The 20,363-nt window shown below is 73.2% G+C and carries 16 protein-coding genes; 11 read left to right on the forward strand and 5 right to left on the reverse strand.

Annotated features, from left to right (window positions below):
- Nucleotides 1-56: 56 nt before the first annotated feature.
- Nucleotides 57-809, reverse strand: coding sequence for a TIGR03089 family protein (locus ACFYY2_RS25075; protein WP_388746543.1), 753 nt, complete (start codon nt 807-809; stop codon nt 57-59).
- A gap of 139 nt (nt 810-948) precedes the next feature.
- Here ACFYY2_RS25075 and ACFYY2_RS25080 point away from each other — a divergent pair, with 139 nt between their 5' ends.
- The 3 genes from ACFYY2_RS25080 to ACFYY2_RS25090 all read left to right on the forward strand — a co-directional run bounded on the left by ACFYY2_RS25080 (nt 949) and on the right by ACFYY2_RS25090 (nt 4,640).
- Nucleotides 949-2,391 carry an N-acetylmuramoyl-L-alanine amidase gene (locus ACFYY2_RS25080; protein ID WP_388746545.1) on the forward strand — a complete coding sequence of 481 codons (1,443 nt, stop codon included), beginning with the start codon at nt 949-951 and terminating at the stop codon, nt 2,389-2,391.
- 80 nt (nt 2,392-2,471) lie between these two features.
- The gene (locus ACFYY2_RS25085) at nt 2,472-3,563 is read left to right on the forward strand and encodes a sugar phosphate nucleotidyltransferase (RefSeq protein ID WP_388746547.1); all 1,092 of its coding nucleotides are present in this window, start codon (nt 2,472-2,474) and stop codon (nt 3,561-3,563) included.
- Between the two features lie 78 nt (nt 3,564-3,641).
- Nucleotides 3,642-4,640 (forward strand): DNA-3-methyladenine glycosylase family protein, encoded by a 999-nt coding sequence (locus ACFYY2_RS25090; RefSeq protein WP_388746549.1) that lies wholly within the window; start codon nt 3,642-3,644, stop codon nt 4,638-4,640.
- A gap of 6 nt (nt 4,641-4,646) precedes the next feature.
- Here the strand turns inward: ACFYY2_RS25090 and ACFYY2_RS25095 are convergent, their stop codons facing one another.
- The 3 genes from ACFYY2_RS25095 to ACFYY2_RS25105 all read right to left on the reverse strand — a co-directional run bounded on the left by ACFYY2_RS25095 (nt 4,647) and on the right by ACFYY2_RS25105 (nt 7,583).
- Nucleotides 4,647-5,972, reverse strand: coding sequence for a coenzyme F420-0:L-glutamate ligase (locus ACFYY2_RS25095; RefSeq protein ID WP_388746551.1), 1,326 nt, complete (start codon nt 5,970-5,972; stop codon nt 4,647-4,649).
- On the reverse strand, nt 5,969-6,925 hold the full coding sequence (cofD, locus tag ACFYY2_RS25100; protein ID WP_388746553.1) for a 2-phospho-L-lactate transferase: 957 nt from the start codon (nt 6,923-6,925) through the stop codon (nt 5,969-5,971). Before cofD ends, ACFYY2_RS25095 begins: the two co-directional genes overlap by 4 nt.
- Before the next feature lie 124 nt (nt 6,926-7,049).
- Complete coding sequence (locus tag ACFYY2_RS25105) at nt 7,050-7,583, reverse strand: cysteine dioxygenase (protein WP_388746555.1); 534 nt, start codon at nt 7,581-7,583, stop codon at nt 7,050-7,052.
- Nucleotides 7,584-8,236: 653 nt separating this feature from the next.
- Here ACFYY2_RS25105 and ACFYY2_RS25110 point away from each other — a divergent pair.
- From ACFYY2_RS25110 to ACFYY2_RS25120, 3 genes are all read left to right on the forward strand, one after another.
- Nucleotides 8,237-8,500 (forward strand): WhiB family transcriptional regulator, encoded by a 264-nt coding sequence (locus ACFYY2_RS25110; RefSeq protein WP_031093859.1) that lies wholly within the window; start codon nt 8,237-8,239, stop codon nt 8,498-8,500.
- 256 nt (nt 8,501-8,756) lie between these two features.
- Nucleotides 8,757-12,608, forward strand: coding sequence for a glycosyltransferase (locus tag ACFYY2_RS25115; protein ID WP_388746557.1), 3,852 nt, complete (start codon nt 8,757-8,759; stop codon nt 12,606-12,608).
- Nucleotides 12,605-14,176, forward strand: coding sequence for a DUF5719 family protein (locus tag ACFYY2_RS25120; protein WP_388746559.1), 1,572 nt, complete (start codon nt 12,605-12,607; stop codon nt 14,174-14,176). The genes ACFYY2_RS25115 and ACFYY2_RS25120 overlap by 4 nt, the downstream gene beginning before the upstream one ends.
- Nucleotides 14,177-14,283: 107 nt before the next feature.
- Here the strand turns inward: ACFYY2_RS25120 and ACFYY2_RS25125 are convergent, their stop codons facing one another.
- Entirely contained in the window at nt 14,284-14,724 is a 441-nt protein-coding gene (locus ACFYY2_RS25125; protein ID WP_388746561.1) for a metallopeptidase family protein, read from the reverse strand.
- A gap of 321 nt (nt 14,725-15,045) precedes the next feature.
- Here ACFYY2_RS25125 and ACFYY2_RS25130 point away from each other — a divergent pair, with 321 nt between their 5' ends.
- The 5 genes from ACFYY2_RS25130 (at nt 15,046) to ACFYY2_RS25150 (ending at nt 20,315) form a co-directional block, all read left to right on the forward strand.
- Nucleotides 15,046-15,417 carry a DUF3499 domain-containing protein gene (locus ACFYY2_RS25130; protein ID WP_388746563.1) on the forward strand — a complete coding sequence of 124 codons (372 nt, stop codon included), beginning with the start codon at nt 15,046-15,048 and terminating at the stop codon, nt 15,415-15,417.
- 304 nt (nt 15,418-15,721) lie between these two features.
- Nucleotides 15,722-17,338, forward strand: a complete 1,617-nt coding sequence (locus ACFYY2_RS25135; RefSeq protein WP_388746565.1) for an L-lactate permease — start codon at nt 15,722-15,724, stop codon at nt 17,336-17,338.
- Between the two features lie 62 nt (nt 17,339-17,400).
- Nucleotides 17,401-18,768: a phosphomannomutase/phosphoglucomutase gene (locus ACFYY2_RS25140; protein ID WP_388746567.1), complete on the forward strand. Its 1,368-nt coding sequence runs from the start codon at nt 17,401-17,403 to the stop codon at nt 18,766-18,768.
- Nucleotides 18,769-18,956: 188 nt separating this feature from the next.
- Entirely contained in the window at nt 18,957-19,139 is a 183-nt protein-coding gene (locus ACFYY2_RS25145) for a Trm112 family protein (protein ID WP_327117924.1), read from the forward strand.
- 39 nt (nt 19,140-19,178) lie between these two features.
- On the forward strand, nt 19,179-20,315 hold the full coding sequence (locus tag ACFYY2_RS25150) for an SIS domain-containing protein (RefSeq protein ID WP_388746570.1): 1,137 nt from the start codon (nt 19,179-19,181) through the stop codon (nt 20,313-20,315).
- Nucleotides 20,316-20,363: the final 48 nt, after the last annotated feature.

Consider the following 20,363-nt stretch of genomic DNA (forward strand, 5'->3'; position numbering starts at 1 on the left):
TCAGTCCCGGGGGCTCGGCCCTGCATGGGCCGGACGGGTGTCGTTCACCGGGCTTGTCATACCGCCGTGTTGCTGATGCGCTCGGTCTCGACGCGCCTGGCCAGCGCGGCCTCGTCCAGGCGGTCCAGATGGCGGCACAGGACGACGGAACCGCCCGCCGCCAGCGGCGCCAGGAGTCCGGTGGACAGTCCCTCCCAGCTGTCGTACGCCCGGCCGGTCAGCAGCCGGGAGCCCGGGGCGAGTCCCAGTTCCGCCGCGTCCTGGCGGGCCCGCGCGACGACCTGGTCCGCCGTCAGTTCGGCGCCGCCCACCGCCAGGGCGGGGGCCTCGGGGTCCACCGGGGCGTACGGGGCGAAGCGGTCGCCCTGCCCGGGGACCTCCACCGCGTAGTCCGCGAAGCCCTCGGGCGCCTGCGGGAACCGCCCGCCGAGCGGGCGCAGGGCCAGCGCGATCCGTTCCCCGCGGCAGGCGCGGGCCCGGTCGAGCGTGTCCGGTCCGCTGACGACGAGATCGGCGGAGCCCGGGTCGCCCTGCACGTCGGCCACGACGCCAACCGAGGAGCAGGCGAGCAGCCAGACGGCCGACTGCCAGTGGGCGGGGAGGAGCAGGGCGAGGCGGTCGCCGGGCTCGGCGGCCAGATCCCCCTGGAGCAGATTGGCGGTCTTGGCCACCCAATTGGCGAAGGTCGCCACGGACAGTTCGACACGCTCTCCGGTTGCGTCGTCGTAGAAGGTGACGAGGGGACGGGCCGGGTCCGCGGCGAGCGCGGATCGCAGCAGGTCGGCGGGGGTGCGATCACTGGCGTTCATCCGCGCAAGGGTACGCGGCGGGCGAGGGCCGGGCGGGCGTGACGGGTGTCCCGTGCACCGGTTCGGCAGACGGTGCGTCAACTGCACGCGCGCATACTCCAGTAGCCGGAAATGCCGGACTCTGCCAATTATTTTCTGTATGCGTGCACTTCTTGCCACTTCCATCGGCGTCACCTGTGCGACGGCACTCACCCTCCCGCTCGCCGCCCCCGCACCTGCCGCCACCGTCTCCGCCCCGGTCGCCCACGCGGCCGCGGCCGTCCCCGTCGAACCCGCGGGTTCGACCCAGTCACTGCCGCTCCGTCCCCTCGACGGAGCGGTCCCGAGGGCCACCGGCCGGCCCACCGAATCCATGACCCCGGCAGCGGCACAGGGGCTGCTCCGGCAGGACTCCCGCCGCTTCTCCCTGGTCGGCGTCGTCTGGGACGACGCCGACACCGAACTGCACGGGACCGTCCAGGTCCGCACCCGGGCGACCGACACCACCCGGTGGTCCGGCTGGCAGGCCCTGGAGACCCACAACACCGACCACGCGGCCGACGCCGGAAGCCCCGAGCGGCTGTCGGGCCGGGTGCGCGGTTCCACCGCCCCGCTCTGGGTCGGCGACTCGGACGGCGTCGAGGTACGCGTGCGCTCCGAGAACGCCGGACCGCGAAGCGGCGCCGCCGACACCGCCCCGCTCCCGGCCGGACTCCGCGTCGAACTCGTCGACCCCGGCGACGACCCGGAGCCGCCCGGCACCGAGGTCACCCCGGCCACCGGCACACCGTCCTCCGCCACCCCGTCGCCGGGCGTCGCGACCCCCGCCGCGGCCCCCAAGCCCGGCGCGCTCCCGGAAGCCGCCGGCCTCAACATGGCGGCGGCCGAGAGCTCCGCCGTCAACGCCGACCTCGCCCCGCTGGGCGCCGCCGAGATCACCGCCCTGAGCAAGGCCGAATCGGAGGAGCAAGCGGTCGTCGGAGCCGGCGCCAAGCCCTTCGTGGGACCACGGCCGCGCATCGTCACGCGCAAGGGCTGGGGTGCCGACGAGAGCCTGCGCGAGCGCGCCTTCGCCTACACCTCGACCGTCAAGGCCGCCTTCATCCACCACAGCGCCACCGGAAACAACTACACCTGCTCCCAGGCGCCGTCGGTCCTGCGCAGCATCTACCGCTACCACGTCAAGAGCAGCGGCTGGCGCGACATCGGCTACAACTTCGCCGTCGACAAGTGCGGGAACATCTACGAGGGCCGTGCCGGAGGGGTGACCAAGGCCGTCCTCGGAGCCCACACGCTCGGGTTCAACACGAACAGCATGGGCATCGCGGTCCTCGGGACGTACAGCTCGAAGAACCCGCCCGCCGCCGCGGTCACGGCGATCGCCAAACTCACCGCCTGGAAGCTCGGTCTGTTCGGCCGCAACCCCAAGGGCAAGGTCACCCTGGTCTCCGGCGGCAGCGGCAAGTACAAGAAGGGTGCGAAGGCCAAGCTCAACGTCATCTCCGGGCACCGCGACGGCTTCGCAACCGAATGCCCGGGAAACCGTCTCTACAAGAAGCTCGGCACGGCCCGGACGAGTTCGGCCAAACTGCAGGGCCGCTGACCGGGAGAGCCCCGACCGGTCTGCATACACTGGCCAGCCGATACGAGGCCCCGGCCCCAGCAGGAAGCAGAGACGGTGCTGTGACAGAGGCAAAAGAAGCGATCCTCCTGGTCGGTGGCAAGGGCACCCGGCTGCGTCCCCTCACGGTGCACACCCCGAAGCCGATGGTGCCGGCGGCGGGGGTGCCGTTCCTCACCCACCAACTGGCGCGCGCCAGGGCCGCGGGTGTGGAGCACATCGTGCTCGCGACGTCCTATCTGGCGGAGGTATTCGAACCGTACTTCGGGGACGGTTCGTCGCTGGGCCTCTCGATCGAGTACGTCACCGAGGACGAACCGCTCGGCACCGGCGGGGCCATCCGGAACGTGGCGTCGCGACTGGCCTCCGGCCCGGACGAACCCGTCCTCGTGTTCAACGGGGACATCCTGACGGGTCTCGACATCCGGGCCCTGGTCGCGTCGCACGCCGCTTCCGGGGCGGACGTCTCCCTGCACCTGACGAGGGTGGACGACCCGCGCGCCTTCGGTCTCGTGCCGACGGACGGCACGGGCCGGGTGACGGCCTTCCTGGAGAAGCCGCAGACACCCGAGGAGATAGTCACCGACCAGATCAACGCGGGGGCTTACATCTTCCGCCGGTCGGTCATCGACACGATCCCCGACGGGCGGCCGGTGTCCGTGGAGCGCGAGACCTTCCCCGGGCTCCTGGACTCGGGCGCGCACCTCCAGGGCATGGTCGACTCCACCTACTGGCTGGACCTCGGCACCCCCCAGGCGTTCGTACGGGGATCGGCCGATCTGGTCCTGGGGCGTGCCCCGTCCCCGGCGGTCCCCGGCCGCTGCGGCGAACGCCTCGTCCTGCCCACCGCCTCCGTGGCCGCCGACGCCAAACTCACCGGCGGCACCGTCGTCGGGGACGGGGCGCTGATCGGGGAGGGCGCGAGGATCGCGGGTTCCACCGTGCTGGCCGGCGCCGTCGTCGAACCGGGCGCGGTGATCACCGACTCGCTCGTCGGGGCGGGAGCGCGGATCGGCAGCCGTTCGGTCCTCACGGGGGCGGTGATCGGCGACGGGGCACGGGTCGGCGCCGACAACGAACTGCGCGACGGCATCCGCGTCTGGTGCGGTGCGGTCCTCCCGGACGCGGCGGTCCGCTTCTCCTCCGACCAGTGACCGCGGCCGTCCGGCCGCCGGACGGCCGCCATCGGCCGTACCCTCGACAGGCGACCCCGACGACCGAGGACCCCACCCGTGGCAGGACGCTTCACACCCCGCACCGCCGCCGCACCCCATGGGCGGCCGGCGGTCACGGACGCGTCCGCCCCGGCTCTGACCCGTAACTGGACCCCACCGGGACCGCTCGACCTGCGGCTCGTCCTCAGCCCGCTGCGCCGCGGTCCTGCCGACCCCGCCTACCGCGCGCTTCCCGACGGGACCTTCTGGCGGGCTACCCGCACCCCGGCCGGCCCCGGCACCCTGCGCGTCTCGGCGGCCCACGACGGCACCGTCCACGGTGCTGCCTGGGGGCCGGGTGCGCAGTGGCTGCTGGACGGGCTGCCGGCGCTGCTCGGCGCCGACGACACCCCGGACGACTTCCGCCCCCGCCATCGGCTGCTCGCACTGACCCAGCACCGCCGGCCCGGTCTGCGCCTGCTGCGCACCGGGCTCGTGATGGAGTCCCTCATCCCCTCGGTCCTGGAACAGAAGGTCACCACCGACGAGGCCTACCGCGCCTGGCGGCTCCTTCTCCGCACCCACGGCACCCCGGCGCCCGGTCCCGCGGACCCCGGGTTCGCCGCATACGGCCTCCACGTCCTGCCGGACGCCCGGACCTGGTCGCTCATCCCGTCCTGGGAGTGGCACCGCGCGGGTGTGGACTCCAAGCGCTCCGCGACGATCCTGCGCGCGGTCCGGGTGGCCCGGCGCATGGAGGAAGCGGCCGCGATGGGTCTCACCGAGGCCATGACCAGGCTCCAGCTGATCCCCGGCATCGGACCCTGGACCGCCGCGGAGACCCTCCAGCGCTCCAACGGCGCCGCCGACGCGGTCACCGTCGGCGACCTGCACCTGCCGGGCATCGTCGGCCACGCGCTCGCGGACAACCGGGACGCCGACGACGAGGAGATGCTGGCGCTCCTGGCCCCCTACGAGGGCCAGCGCCACCGCGCGACGCGCCTGATCATGCTCTCGGGCCGCATCCCCGCGCGCCGGGCCCCCCGGATGCAGCCGGGCGACATCGCCCGGCTGTGACCTGGTTCAGCGCACGGTGAGGAAGGCCTCCGGGTCGCGCGGCGCCCGCGCCGCCGGCGCCGTAGCGGGATGGCCGATGGCCACCGCGCCCAGCGGATCCCAGGTGTCCGGCAGGTCCAGCACCTCGCGCACCACCGGGCGGCAGAACATCGTCGAGGACACCCACGCCGAACCGAGCCGCTCGCCCGCCAGCGCCACCAGGAAGTTCTGGACACCCGCCCCGGCCGCGACCACGAACATCTCGCGCTCCGCGGTGTCCCGGCGCTCGTCCCCGTAGGAGTGTGATCCGTCGGTCACCAGGCACGGCACCGCGAGGTAGGGGGCGTTGCGCAGGACGTCACCCCGGCGTACCCGCTTGGCGATCGACTCCTCGCCGCGCCCGTCCCGCCGCAGATCGGCGATCCACGCGTCCCGCATCGCGTCCAGCAGCCGGTGCCGGGCATCGGCGGACTCCAGCAGCACGAACCGCCACGGTGTCGTGTGGTGCGGGGCCGGGGCCGTCACGGCCGCCGCCACCGCCCGCCGCACGGCGCCGGGGTCGACCGGCTCGTCCGTGAACTCCCGCACGGTGCGCCGCAGGCCGAGCGCCTCCCGCACGGCCTCCGAGGTCCCCAGCCGGAACATGTCGTCGGCCGCCACCCGCACCATCGCGCGGGCACCCTCCTCGGGCTCCCCGGCCCCCGCGACCACGTGGGGCAGCCCGCGCACGACCGCGACGGGCAGCCCGGACGCCTTGCCCTTCACCAGGTCGCCGGCCGAGGCCAGCTCGTCGGCGGTGGCCACGACCGTGGCGCTCAGCGGATTGCCGTGCTCGTCGCTGCCGCCCCGGAGGTCGTCCAGCACTCTGACGCCCGCCGCGCCGATCGCGACGTCCGTGAGCCCGTTGCGCCAGGGACGGCCGAAGGTGTCCGTGACGACGACCCCGATCTCCACCCCGAGCGCGTCCCGCAGGCCGTCACGGATCGCGCGGGCGGAGGCGTCGGGGTCCTCGGGCAGAAGCAGCACCGTCCCGGCGGGGGTGTTCGAGGCGTCGACACCAGCCGCCGCCATGACGAGCCCCTGGCGGTTCTCCACGATCCTGAGGGTTCCGCGCCGGGCCACGACCCGGACGGTCTCGGCGTCGATGGCCGCCTCCCGGTCGGCGGCCTCGACGATCCGCCCCTCCGCCTTGGAGACGATCTTCGAGGTGACCAGCAGGACGTCGCCGTCGGCCAGCCCCGGCTCCGTGGCGGCGATCAGCTTCGCGAGATCGTCGCCCTCCCGCACCTCGGGCATCCCCGGCAGGGCCCACACCCGGTACGAGGGCGCCGTCGGCGCGGCTCCGGAGCTCACGCGCGCACCTCCTCGGCCAGGGACAGGGCCTGGCGGGCCATCTCCGCGGTGGCGTCCACGTCCGTCATCATCAGCGGGACGGCCCGGCAGCGGATGCCGGCGGCCTCCACCTCGCCGACGGCTCCCTCGTCCACGGTGTCGACGAGCCAGCCGTCGAGCAGCCCCGAACCGTAGTGCCGGGCGACGGCGGCAGCGGTGGACTCGACGCCCACGGCGGCCAGCACCTTGTCGGCCATGCCGCGTACGGGCGCGTCACCGACGATGGGGGAGAGCCCGACCACGGGGACCCCCGCCTCGGCGATGGCCTCGCGGATACCGGGCACGGCGAGGATGGTGCCGACGGAGACGACGGGATTGGACGGCGGGAAGACGATGACGTCGGCCCCGGCGATGGCCTCCAGCACGCCGGGTGCGGGCTTCGCCTGGTCCGCGCCCACCGGCACGATGGCCTGCGCGGGCACGGAGGCCCGCAGTTTGACCCAGTACTCCTGGAAGTGGACGGCCTTGCTCTCGCCGTCGACGTCCACCGCCACGTGCGTCTCGACGCGGTCGTCGGACATCGGGATCAGCCTGACCCCGGGCTTCCAGCGGGCGCAGAGCGCCTCGGTGACCGCGCTCAGCGGGTAGCCGGCGCCGAGCATCTGCGTGCGGACGATGTGGGTGGCGAAGTCACGGTCGCCGAGGCCGAACCACTCGGGCCCCACACCGTACGCCGCGAGCTCGTCCTTGACCTGGAAGGTCTCGTCGGTACGCCCCCAGCCCTGCTCCTCGTTGATGCCACCGCCGAGGGTGTACATCACGGTGTCGAGGTCGGGACAGACCTTCAGCCCGAACAGATGGATGTCGTCGCCGGTGTTGCCGATCACCGTGATGTCCGCGTCGGGCGCGGCCTGTTTGAGGCCGCGCAGGAAACGAGCACCACCGATACCGCCGGCCAGAACCACAATGCGCATACAGACCAGTCTGTCAGGCGCAGCCTGATCATTGTGGGGGTGGTGGCGGGCGACGGGTGGGCTGTCAGGCGGAGCCTGATCATTGTGGGGGTGGTGGCGGGCCCCGTCTGTGGGCTGCCGGGCGTCAGGCCGGTACGACGTCCTCGGCGGCGGTGGCGCAACGGGCCGAGTGCATCGGCATATCGGTCAGCCCCGGGAAGTAGATGTGCAGGCTGACGGCGGGCTCCAGGGAGTCGTTGACGACCTCGTGGACGTAACCGGGCGCGAACACCCTCTGGGAGCCGGTGGTCAGCACCCGCGCGCCGCGCCCGGTGTGCTCGGTCAACTCGCCGTCCAGGACCGTGAGTACACCGGAGGACAGGCCGTGGTCGTGGCGTCCGCTGCCCTGGCCGGGGACCCAGCTCAGCAGCCAGATCTCGTAGCCGGGGAAGGACGTTCCGCCGCCGCCGGGCACCGGGGGAGCGCTGTGCAGCCGGTGGTACCAGCGGGTCGTGGTGTCGTACCGGACGAGCGGGGCCCACCGGTCGCGGTCGGCGGCGATGGACCGGGCCATTCCGACGAACTCGGCCACGGTGGAGGGGTGGGGGCTGGCCGGACGGAGAAGGTGCTGGACCTGGAGGATGTCGCCGGCGATGGAGAGGTCGCTGTCGCTGTTCATGGGTGCGGTGGTTCCTCGGCATGTGGATATGCGCGTACGTGGGGGTGTCGCGAAGACCGGAATGCGGTGGAGAAGGCTGGATCAGGGCTGGAGCGCTACGGCTCAACAGCTGTGACAGCTGGAACAGCAACAGCGGGCCTGGACAGCGGTGCGGAACCCACGGCTGTGGGTCGCGTACGTCGCTGCGGTCGCTGGCATGGGGTCAAGGAGACCGGCACCGTGTGCGTTCTGTCAACTCAATGCCCGATTTGGCGGCAATCTTTCACCCCATCCGGTTGTGAGGACAGGAGAAAGGTTTTGGCACCCATTCCAGAGGCAAGGTGGCGCATCAACCGCGTGTGTAAACGCGATTGAGGGCCCGTGACCCTACTGTGATCTTGGTCGCTTCGGTGATCGAATCGAAACATCGAGCCGCCCCGGCTCGTCCTTCTTCCTGGGGGCGACGCGCGGAGCGACACCGGTGGCATATGTCAGATTTTTGGTGATTTGAACACTTTCCGCATAGGCTTGGTTCCGCAGAGTGAATACCGGGGCCAATAGCAGATCTTCGCTTGACTGGCCTGAAGCTACACACTTGTAATTTCACTCGTGTCGTTCGGCCGCATCGATAACGGCCGCATCACGGGGACGCAAGAGACAGACGAGGGGCGCACATGACCGAGCTGTTCCAGCAACTGCTGGTCGAGGACGCGGACGAGGAGCTCGGCTGGCAGGAGCGCGCTCTGTGCGCCCAGACCGATCCGGAGTCCTTCTTCCCCGAGAAGGGCGGCTCCACCCGCGAGGCCAAGAAGGTCTGTCTCGCCTGCGAAGTCCGTTCCGAATGCCTTGAGTACGCCCTCAACAACGACGAGCGGTTCGGGATCTGGGGTGGTCTCTCCGAGCGTGAGCGCAGGCGCCTGAAGAAGGCGGCCATCTGACGCGGAGCCCCCGGACACCGGGATCGCGATGGCCTGGGGGCCGCACCCCGCACCAGGGGTGCGGCCCCCAGGCCATCGGCACGTCCGGCCGCCTCCGCGTCCCGCCGGTCAACCGCTCGGCGCAGGGCGCACATCCGTACCGTTAGTGTGGGGCCCCGTCCGAGAGACGCGTCAACGCCCCACCGGGGCGCGCGTGTACACCGATGCAGCCCCCGGGGGGATCCCCTCCGGACCCGGCCGGAGGGCCCGTACCCCGATGTCCGTGCACAGCCACTCGGCGGCGCCGAATGCGGCCGCCGCAGCCCCTGAGTTCCCCCGGCACGTCGTCACCGCCGTGCTCGTCGCCCACGACGGCGCGCGCTGGCTGCCCGAAGTGCTGGCCGGCCTGCTCGGGCAGGAACGCCCCGTGCAGAACGTCGTCGCCGCCGACACCGGCAGCGCCGACGACTCCGCCCGCCTGGTCACCGAGGCGCTGGGCGACGAGCGCGTCCTGCACCTGGCGCGGCGCACGAGCTTCGGCACCGCCGTCGAGGAGGCGACCCGCTCCGCCGGCGTCCTCACCCCCGACGACCTGCCGTATCTGAAGCGCCCGAGCGGCTGGGACCCCGTCACACGGACCTGGCGCGACGACGCCTACGACCTTCCGGAGCTCCCGCACGGCGATCCCGTCCAGTGGCTCTGGCTGCTGCACGACGACAGCGCCCCCGAGCCGGACGCACTCGCCGAGATGCTGCGCGTCGTCGACAACGACCAGCACGCCGCGATCGTCGGCCCCAAGCTCCGCGGCTGGTACGACCGGAAGCAGCTGCTGGAAGTCGGCGTCTCCATCGCCAACAGCGGACGCCGCTGGACCGGACTGGACCGCCGCGAACAGGACCAGGGCCAGCACGACCAGGTCCGCACCGTCCTCTCCGTGTCCTCCGCGGGCATGCTCGTGCGACGCGACGTCTGGGAGGAACTCGGCGGCTTCGACCGCAGGCTCCCGCTGATGCGTGACGACGTCGACCTCTGCTGGCGCGCCCACCTGGCGGGCCACCGGGTCCTCGTCGCCCCCGAGGCCGTCCTGCGCCACGCCGAGGCCTCCGCGAGGGAACGCCGCCCCATCGACTGCGCCGGGCGCTCGGTCGCCAGCCCGCACCGCGTCGACAAGGCGGGTGCCGTCTACACGATGCTCGTCAACGCCCGCGGCAAGCAGCTGCCCTGGGCCCTGCTCCGGCTCCTCGTCGGCACGGTGCTGCGCACCCTGGCCTATCTCGTCGGCAAGGTGCCCGGGCAGGCCCTGGACGAGGTCGCCGGACTCTTCGGCACCCTGCTGCGGCCCGGACGCATCCTCGCCGCCCGCCGCGACCGGCGCGGGGCGACGGTGGACGCGGCCGAACTGCGATCGCTGTTCCCGCCGCCCGGCGCCACGGTCCGCGCCACGGTCGAACAGGTCGCGGGCAACTTCGGCAGCCGTACCGACTCCGACTCCGGCGGTTCGCGGCACGGAGCGGTCGAGTCCGGCCCCGGCGGCGACGACGCCGACTTCCTGCAGGTCGAGCAGTTCGCGCGGCTCAAGCGGCTCGGCCGCAAGCCGGGCCCCGTCCTCTTCGCGCTCCTGCTCCTCGTGTCGCTGGTGGCCTGCCGCGGCCTCCTCGGCGGCGGCGCGCTCGCGGGCGGCGCCCTGCTGCCGGCCCCTGCCGACGTCTCCGACCTCTGGGGGCGTTACGCGGACGGATGGCACCCCGTCGGCACGGGCGGAACCCAGTCCGCCCCTCCGTACCTCGCCGTGATCGCCGCCCTGTCGGCCCTGTTCCTCGGCTCCACCGGTTTCGCGCTGACCCTGCTGCTCGTCTGCTCGGTCCCGCTCGCCGGGCTCACCGCGTACTTCGCCTCGCGGCCGCTGATCGAATCCCGGCTGCTGCGCGCCTGGGCGAGCGTCGCGTACGCCTTCCTGCCCGCGGCGACCGGAGCGCTGGCCACCGGACGCCTCGGCACGGCCGTCCTGGCCGTGCTGCTCCCGCTGATCGCCCGCGCGGCCGTGGCCGCCCACGGGCTTCGCGGGGACGGATCGAGCGCACGGGGCAGCTGGCGCGCGACCTGGGCGTACACCCTGCTGCTGACCTTCACCACCGCCTTCACCCCGGTCGTCTGGCCGCTGGCCGTGGTGCTCGGCATCGCGGTGCTGGCCTTGCGCCGGAAGGACCTCGCGGCGTACGGCCTGCGCTTCCTGGCCGCGGTCGGCACCCCGATGCTGGTCCTCGCGCCCTGGTCGCTCTCGCTGCTGACCAGCCCGTCGGACTTCCTGAAGGAGGCCGGGTTCGACCTCGGTGCGGGCACCGCGTCCGCACTGGACCTGCTCGGCATCAGCCCCGGGGGGCCCAAGGCGGCGGGCGGCGTCCTGCTGCTGGGCATCGTGCTCGCCGCGCTGGCCGCCCTGCTGCGCGGGGAGCGGCAGTTCGCCATCCGCACCGCCTGGGTGGCCGTGCTCGCCGGCCTGTTCTTCGCCGGCCTCTCCAACGGCTCCGCCTGGGCGGGGCCCGCGACCCTCGTCTACGGCATCGCGCTCCTCGCCGCCGCGCTGCTCGGCGCGGACGGTGCCCGGGTCCGCGTCGCCGCCCTGAGCTTCGGCTGGCGTCAGCCGGTCGCCGCACTCATCGCGCTGGCCGCCGGAATCGCGCCGGTCCTGGCCGCCGTCGGCTGGATGATCGGCGGAGCGGCCGGACCACTGGAGCGCCGTGACCCGGTGCAGGTGCCGGCGTTCGTCGCCGAGGAGAGCGGCACCCGTGACCAGCCGCGCACGCTGGTCCTCGGGGGCACGTCACAGGCCTCCGTCTCCTACAGCCTCGTCCGCGGCTCCGGCGCCCGTCTGGGCGATGCCGAGCTGACCGAGTCCGGCGGCAGCAACAGCCACCTGGACAAGGTCGTCGCCAACCTGGTCGCCGGCTCCGGTGCGGACCAGGGCAGCCAGCTCAGCGGCTTCGCCATCCGCTACGTCCTGGTACGGGACGGAGCGCCCCGGCAGATGAGCCGTGTCCTGGACTCGACCCCGGGTCTCAGCCGGCTCAGCCAGCTGGACGGCAGCGCCCTGTGGCGGGTCGACCGCCAGGTCTCCCGGCTCACGATCGTCCCCTCCGGCGACGACGCGGTGCCGGTCCCGGTCGGATCGCTGCCCGTGGAGGCGCACACCAAGGTCCCCGAGGGCGGCACGGGACGGGTGCTGCGGCTCGCCGACGCCGCCGACCCGGGCTGGCAGGCCACGCTGAACGGCCGGGCGCTGACCCCGAAGACCGTGGACGGCTGGGCGCAGGGCTTCGCCCTCCCCGCCGAGGGCGGCACGCTCGACCTCACCTACGACACCCCGATCGCTCACACGGCCTGGGTCTGGACACAGGTGGCGCTCGGCATCGTCCTGGTGGTCATGGCCCTGCCGGGGCGCCGCCGGGAGATCGACGACGACCTGCCCGAGGAGACGGGCACCGTCCCGGACGAGCCGGTCGCAGGTGAAGGACGCCGGGCGCGCAGGCTGCGTGCGGCGGCCCAGGCCGAGACGGCGGCCGCCGCGGAGGACGCGGAGGGGCCGCTGTACACGGACGACCAGGCCACCGCTCCCGCCCCGTACATCCCGGAGCAGCAGGACGCAGACCCGTACGCGCCGGTCCCGGACGACCAGGACGGCACAGCCGCCTTCGCGGCGGTGCCGGAGCAGGACACGGGGTCCTACGCGCCGGTCCCGGGCGGCCAGGACGGCACGGGCACGTACGCGGCGGTGCCGCAGCAGAACTACGGGGAGTGGGACGCCCAGCAGTACCAGGGTGCCGACTACGGCCAGTACCAGGAGGGCCAGGACACGGGCCAGTACCCCGGTGCGCAGGAGGCCGGCCCGTATCCGGGCGGTCAGGACGCGGGCCAGTACTACCAGCCCGATCCGTACCAGCAGGACCCCTACCAGGATCCGTACCAGCAGCAGGGCGCCTACGACCCCTACGGCTACGCCCAGCAGCAGCCCTACGCCACGGGGGCCGGCGAAGCCGCCCCCTACGAGGGCCAGGACGGGCACGACCAGAACACGGCCCCGGGCCAGGGCCCGTGGCCGACCGGCAACGCATCGCGAGGCGAGTCCGAGTGAAGTCCACACCCCTGTACCTGGTCGCGGGCACCGTCGCCCTCGCGGCCGTCACCGGTTTCGCCGCGCTCACCGCGCCCGGCGACGAGGGCCCGGCCGAGCCGAAAGCAGCGGCGCTGCTTCCGGTGGAGCGCTCCAGCCTCCTGTGTCCCGCACCGAGCATGTCGGACCTGGCGGACACGACGTACACCTCCTTCACCCCGGAGGGGGAGGGCGGAGGGGAGGCCGGTGCGGCCGAGCTGAAGGCCGCCGTGCCCCTTCCGGCGGACGACGCGCCCGTCGGTGAGGACGCGGACAAGGACAAGGACGGCGAGGACGCGGACAAGGACAAGAAGGACGAGAAGGCCGACGCGGAGAAGGGGAGGACGGCGGAGTCCAAGCCCGTCCTCTCCTTGAAGGACCTCGGCAAGCCGTCCACCGTCGAGACGTCCAAGTCCGGTGCGCCCGCCCTGGTCGGCACCGCGACCGGCATGCTGGCCCCCGGCTGGACGACCCAGCAGACGACCATGGCCGAGGCCGGTGGCGCCCGAGGTCTGCTCGGTGTCAGCTGCACCACCCCCGACACCGACTTCTGGTTCCCGGGAGCGAGCACCGCGGCGGCGCGCCAGGACTACGTCCACCTGACCAACCCCGACGACACGGCCGCGGTCGCCGACATCGAGCTGTTCGGCGCCGAGGGCCCCCTCAAGTCCGACGCGGGCGAGGGCATCACGGTCCCGGCCAGGTCCAGCGTGCCGATCCTGATCTCGACGCTGACCGGGGAGGCCGCCGAGAACGTGACCGTCCACGTCACCACGCGGAGCGGGCGGGTCGGCGCCGCCGTGAGCGCCGCCGAGGACAAGGTGGGCAGCGACTGGCTGGCCAAGTCCGCGGACCCGGCGCAGACCCTGGTCCTGCCGGGCATCCCGGCGGACGCCACCTCCGTGCGCCTGGTGGCCTTCGCGCCCGGCGAGGACGACGCCGACGTGAAGATCCAGCTCATGGGCAAGAACGCGACGTTCTCACCGGCTGGGAACAACACCCTGCACATCAAGTCGCGGATGACCGCGAGCGTCGACCTCAAGAACATCACCCGGGACGAACCCGGCTCGATCCGGCTGACCTCGACCGACGGCAGCAAGACACCGGTGGTCGCCGCTCTGCGCGTGGTGCGGGGGAGCGGTGCCGGGCAGGAGATCGCGTTCATCCCGGCGACCGGCCCGGTCGGCGACCGGGCGAGTGTCGCCGACAACCGGGCGAACGCCTCGGTCCTCTCCCTGACCGCCCCGGGCGCGACGGCCAAGGTCAAGGTGACGGCGTCGGCGGGCAGCGGGGGCGGTGAGAAGACCTCCAAGACCTACACGGTCAAGGGCGGTACGACGCTCGAGGTGATCCCCGAGACCCCGGCCGGTCTCAAGGGCGGCTACGCGCTGACGGTGGAGACGGAGTCGGGCGGCCCGGTCCACGCCGCCCGCACGCTTACGCTCAAGGAGGACGGCGTCAGCATGTTCACGGTGCAGACGATGCCGGACGACGGAGGCACGGTCGAGGTGCCCGCCGTGCAGCAGGACCTCTCCGTCCTGGACGACTGAGGTCACGGCGCCGCGGGCTTGCGGGCAGGCCCCGCCCGTGGCGCCGGGGCCTGCCCGCCCCTCGGCACCAGGGGCCGCGGGGCGGTCCCGGGTGGTGCCCGTGACGCTCAGTCCTGTCCGTAGCGCGGGTCGACCGACTCGGGTGCCAGGCCCAGCAGCTCCGCGACCTGCTCCACCACGACCTCGTGCACCAGCAGGGCCCGCTCGTCGCGGCTCTTGACGCGGATCTCCACGGGGCGCCGGTAGACGACGATCTGCGCGGGCCGGCCCTTCGACGCGGACAGCGCGCGGCCCAGCGGCACCGTGTCCTCCAGGGAGCCCGGCACGTCGAGGACCAGGAAGTCGACGTCCGACAGCTGCGGCCAGCGCCGCTCCAGCCGCTCCACCGAGTCCTGGACGAGGTCGCGGAAGCTCTCGGCCCTGCTGACGGACAGCGGGACCTGCGGCGGCGCGACCGGTCCGCGCATCCCGCGGCCATGACGGTCGCGACGGCGGGGCCGGGGCTCCTGCCGGGGCTCCTGCGGGTGGGGAGGTACGGGACTGTCCATCACCGACGCAGCGTAACCCTCCTCCGGCCGTGCCGATCACGGCTTCCGCGCGGGCGGACCGGATGTCCGCGGATGCGCGTTCCGGCCGCCACCGGGTGCGATTTCGGTCCTCGCCCCGACCGGGAACCCTCCGCCGAATGACCGCTCATGTCCTCGCCGAGGACCGCGAGCACCTTGGCGCGCACCGGATCGGGACGGCTGCGGCGCAGGTCGGAACGGCTCCGCGGGCACGGCGCCGGCCCCCGGCCGGGAGGCGACACGAGGGGTGAGCCGGGGGAGAGTCGTCGCAGCCCGCTCAAGAGTGCGGTACCGTCCAACATCGTGAGCCCTGTACGTCGCTGTTCGCGCACCGCGTGCGGCCGTCCCGCCGTCGCGACACTGACGTACGTCTATGCCGACTCGACCGCGGTCCTCGGCCCGCTCGCCACCTACGCCGAGCCCCACTGCTACGACCTCTGTGCCGAGCACGGTGAGCGGCTCACCGCGCCACGGGGCTGGGAGGTCGTGCGGCTCTCCGACCCCTCGGTTCCCTCACGTCCCAGCGGTGACGATCTCGAAGCGCTCGCCAACGCCGTGCGCGAGGCGGCGAGGCCGCAGGACCGGCAGCCGGGCGGCCGTGGGCCGCGTGCGGCGGATCCGGTGGAGGTCGCGCGCCGAGGCCATCTGCGAGTGCTGCGCTCCCCGGAGTCCTGACACGGAGACCTGACGGACGGTCCTGGCGGACAGTTCTGGCAGACAGCTCTGACGGACGGTCCTGACGCAGAGCCCTGACGCGCGGTCCTGGCACACGGTCCTGACGCAGAGCCTGACGCACAGTCCTGGCACACGGCCTCCCGACGCAGAGCCTGGCTGGCCGTCAATCCTTCCGCTCCTAGGCGCACATGTCCGTTCGGGGAAGTTCTCCTGCGCGGGCCATTGACGCGGACTTGTCGCGGACACGACCATTCCCCCACCCGTGAATGATCGCTTCCGCATCACGGAATCCGGGGAGGTCTGTGTGTTTGTCCAGCAACTCGAACCCGTAGCCGATTCGCTCGGCCTGTCCGCACTCGTCGCGTCACTGCCCCTCGTCACCGTGCTGGTCCTGCTGGGCGCCGTCCGGATGAAGGCCCACCTCGCCGGGCTCATCGGCCTCGCGGCCGCCGCGCTCGTCGCCCTGCTCGCCTACGGCATGCCCGTCGGGCAGACGCTCTCCGCCGGGGCGCAGGGTGTCCTCTTCGGCCTCTTCCCCATCATGTGGATCGTCGTCAACGCCCTCTGGGTGTACCGGATGACCGTCCGCACCCGGCACTTCGACGTCCTGCGCCGCTCCTTCGGCCGGGTCTCCGACGACCCCCGCATCCAGGCACTGGTCATCGCCTTCTGCTTCGGCGCGCTCCTGGAGGCCCTGGCCGGCTTCGGCGCACCCGTCGCCATCTGCTCGGTCATGCTCGTCGCCCTCGGATTCGACCCCGTGAAGGCGGCCGTCGTCTCCCTGGTCGCCAACACCGCGCCCGTCGCCTTCGGGGCCATGGGCACACCGGTCGTGACGCTGGCTCAGGTCACCGGCCTGCCCCTGGACGACGTCGCCTCGGTCGTCGGCCGTCAGACCCCGCTGCTCGCACTCGTCGTCCCGCTGATCCTGGTCTTCCTGGTGGACGGCAGGCGAGGGCTCAAGGAGACCTGGGTGCCCGCGCTCGTCTGCGGAGTGGCCTTCGCCGCAGCCCAGTTCGCCGCGTCCAACTTCGTCTCCGCGCAGCTCGCCGACATCGCGGCCGCACTCGTGGGGGCGGGCGCCCTGATCGCGCTGCCCGGCGCCCGCAGGCCCGCCGACGAACCCGTACGCACGGCCGTGCTCACCGGCGCGCGCAGCGAGGACCTCGACCAGGAGGACCCGCGCCGCGAGGTGCTGCGCGCCTACGCCCCGTACGCCCTGATCGTGGCCGTGTTCTCCGTCGCCCAGATCCCGCCCGTCAAGCGGCTGCTGGCCGGGGCGACCCGCGTCTTCGACTGGCCCTTCCTCGACGTCGTGGGGCCCGGCGGCAGGCCCGTCGGCGCCAACGTGTTCACCCTTCCGCTGCTCGCCACGGGCGGCACCCTCGTCCTGCTCGCCGGACTCGCCACCGCGGCCGTGCTCGGTGTGCGGGCCGGGGCGGCTGTGCGGGAGTGGCTCGCCACCGTGCACGAGCTGCGGTACGCGATCCTCACGGTGACGTCCGTACTCGCCCTCGCCTACGTCATGAACCTCTCCGGGCAGGCCGCCACCATCGGTCAGTTCGTCGCGGCCGCCGGTGCGGGGCTCGCCTTCCTCTCCCCGGTGCTCGGCTGGTTCGGGGTCGCGGTGTCCGGCTCCGACACCTCGGCCAACGCCCTCTTCGGAGCCCTCCAGGTGTCCGCCGCGCACGAATCCGGTCTCTCGCCCGAACTGCTCGCCGCCGCGAACAGCTCCGGGGGAGTGCTCGGCAAGATGATCTCGCCGCAGAACCTGACGATCGCCTGCGCGGCCGTCGGCCTCGCGGGACGGGAAGGGGATCTGCTGCGCAGGGTCCTGCCCTGGAGCCTCGGCCTGCTGATGGTCATGTGCCTGGTGGTGACGGCGCAGAGCACGGTGCTGCTGGGCTGGATGCTCCCCTGACGGGCGGCCCCGGGCCGCCGGGTAGTTTGGGGCCGTCCGCACAGACCCCAGGAGGACCGGCCGTGGTAGCTGACCTGTCGCAGCTCGTGAAGGCGTACGACGTGCGCGGCGTCGTGCCCGACCAGTGGGACGAGCCGCTCGCCGAACTCTTCGGCGCGGCCTTCGTCCAGGTCACCAACGCGGACGCGATCGTGATCGGCCACGACATGCGGCCGTCCTCACCCGGCCTGGCCGCCGCCTTCGCCCGAGGCGCCACGGGACGCGGAGCGGACGTGACCCTCATCGGGCTCTGCTCCACGGACCAGCTGTACTACGCCTCCGGGGCCCTCGGCCTGCCCGGAGCGATGTTCACGGCCTCGCACAACCCGGCCCGGTACAACGGCATCAAGCTGTGCCGCGCCGGAGCCGCGCCCGTGGGCCAGGACACCGGCCTCACCGAGATCCGCACCCTGGTCGAGAAGTGGTCGGAGCACGGCATCCCGGACCCGGCCGTCGAGGTCCCGGGCACCGTCACCGAGCGCGAGACCCTCGACGACTACGCCGCCCACCTGCTGGGACTCGTCGACCTCTCCGGGATCCGCCCGCTCAAGGTCGTCGTGGACGCGGGCAACGGCATGGGCGGCCACACCGTCCCCACCGTCTTCGCCGGCCTCCCCCTCGACGTCGTACCCATGTACTTCGAGCTCGACGGCACCTTCCCGAACCACGAGGCCAACCCCCTCGACCCGAAGAACACCGTCGACCTGCGGGCCCGGGTCCGCGCGGAGGGAGCCGACCTCGGGCTCGCCTTCGACGGTGACGCGGACCGCTGCTTCGTCGTCGACGAGCACGGCGACGGCGTGTCCCCGTCCGCGATCACCTCCCTCGTCGCGGCCCGGGAGCTGGCCCGCAACGGCGGCAAGGGCACCGTCATCCACAACCTGATCACCTCCTGGTCCGTCCCCGAGGTCGTGCGCGAGAACGGCGGGACCCCCGTCCGCACCCGCGTCGGCCACTCCTTCATCAAGGCCGAGATGGCCGCACACGGGGCGATCTTCGGCGGCGAGCACTCCGCCCACTACTACTTCCGCGACTTCTGGAACGCCGACACGGGCATGCTGGCCGCCCTCCACGTCATCGCCGCACTCGGCGGGCAGGACGGGCCGCTCTCGGGCCTCCTGGAGCGGTACGACCGCTACACCGGCTCCGGCGAGATCAACTCCACCGTCGCCGACCAGGCGGAACGGCTCGACGCGATCAGGGCCGCCTACGGGGAGCGCGACGACGTCCGGTTCGACGAACTCGACGGACTCACGGTCACGGGCGGTGACTGGTGGTTCAACCTGCGCGCCTCCAACACCGAGCCGCTCCTCCGCCTCAACGTCGAGGCCCGCGACGGGAAGACCATGGAAGCGGTACGCGACGAGGTTCTCGCCCTCGTCCGCGCGTGACCCGCGGGCACCGGGGCACACGTCGCGTGGACACCCGGTGCCCGTGCCGCCACCGCCCGACGCATGCCCGGTCGGCCGGGTCCCGCCGGGCCGCGACCCCGTCGGCCCGGCGGTAGGCTGACCAAGCCCCGAGCTCCGCGGACCCGTACCGGGCCCGGACCGCACCGCACGCCCGAAGGGACCCGCCCATGCCGCTCGAAGCCGGCCTTCTGGAGATCCTCGCCTGCCCGGCCTGCCACGCCGCGCTCGACGACCGGTCCGCCGCCGAAAGCCCCGAGCTGGTCTGCACCGGGGCGGACTGCGGTCTCGCCTACCCGGTGCGCGACGACATCCCGGTGCTGCTCGTCGACGAGGCCCGGCGCCCCGCCTAACCGCACCTTGATCAGCACGGTGATCGGAGGCCCACCGCCATGCTCGACGAGTCGTTGCTCGACGCACCGGACGCCCTGGCCAGGGCAGACCGGCGCGGGCTGCTCCGCGGCGCCGCCGAAGCCGGGGCCCGCGTCCGTACCGCGGCCCTGCACGCCGCAGAGGCGGGCATCGGTGCGCTGGCGCCGGAAGGCCGGCCACGCGCCGTCCTCGTCGCGGGGCCCGGCACCGCGGCGTCCGGCGTCGCCGACCTGATCGGCGCCCTCGCCGGAGCCGCGGCACCCGTCACCGCGATCCGGCCCACCGGGGTCGCGGCGGCCGCCGGTGCGCTGCGCTGGACGCTCCCGGGCTGGGCCGGCTCCGTGGACCTGCTGCTCATCGCCACCGCCGACGGATCGGAACCCGGCCTCGCCCGCCTCGCCGAGCAGGCGTACCGCCGCGGCTGCACCGTCGTGGCCGTCGCACCCGTCCGCTCCCCGCTGCGGGAGGCCGTCGACGGGATCCACGGACTCGTCGTACCCATGGCGGCCGCCCCGCACGGGGAGTACGACGCCGAGACGTCGGCCGCGGGACCCGGCACGCTCTGGGCCCTGCTCACGCCGCTGCTGGCCCTGCTCGACCGGGTGGGTCTCGTCGACGCACCCGCCGACGCGCTGCAGAAGGTCGCCGACCGGCTCGACCGCACCGCCGAACGCTGCGGACCCGCCCTCGCCACCTACAGCAACCCGGCCAAGACCCTCGCCGCCGAGCTCGCCGACAGCCTGCCGCTCGTATGGACCGAGGGGGGCACCGCCGGCCCCGTCGGCCGCCGGTTCGCCGCGGTCCTGGCCGAGCTCGCCGGCCGCCCGGCCCTGGTGGCCGAACTGCCCGAGGCCCTGCCCTCGCACGGAGGGCTGCTGGCCGGAGCCTTCGCCGCGGGAGCCGACCCCGACGACTTCTTCCGGGACCGGGTCGACGAACCCGAGGCCATGCGGGCCCGGGTCGTCCTGCTCCGCGACCGGCCGGCGGGCGGACTGACCGCCGGACCGGCGGCCCGGGAGCTGGCCCTCGGCCATGACACGGCCATCAGCGAACTCGAACCCGAGGAGGGCAGCGAGCTCGAAGCGCTCGCCGAGCTCCTCGCGGTCACCGACTTCGCCGCCGTCTACCTCTCCCTGGCCTCGGACAACAGGGTCTGACCGACGCTGGTGACCGACGCTTCCCGCACAGGGCGCGAAAGCCCGCCT

The organism is Streptomyces sp. NPDC001822 (assembly GCF_042892135.1).
GTDB lineage: Bacteria > Actinomycetota > Actinomycetes > Streptomycetales > Streptomycetaceae > Streptomyces.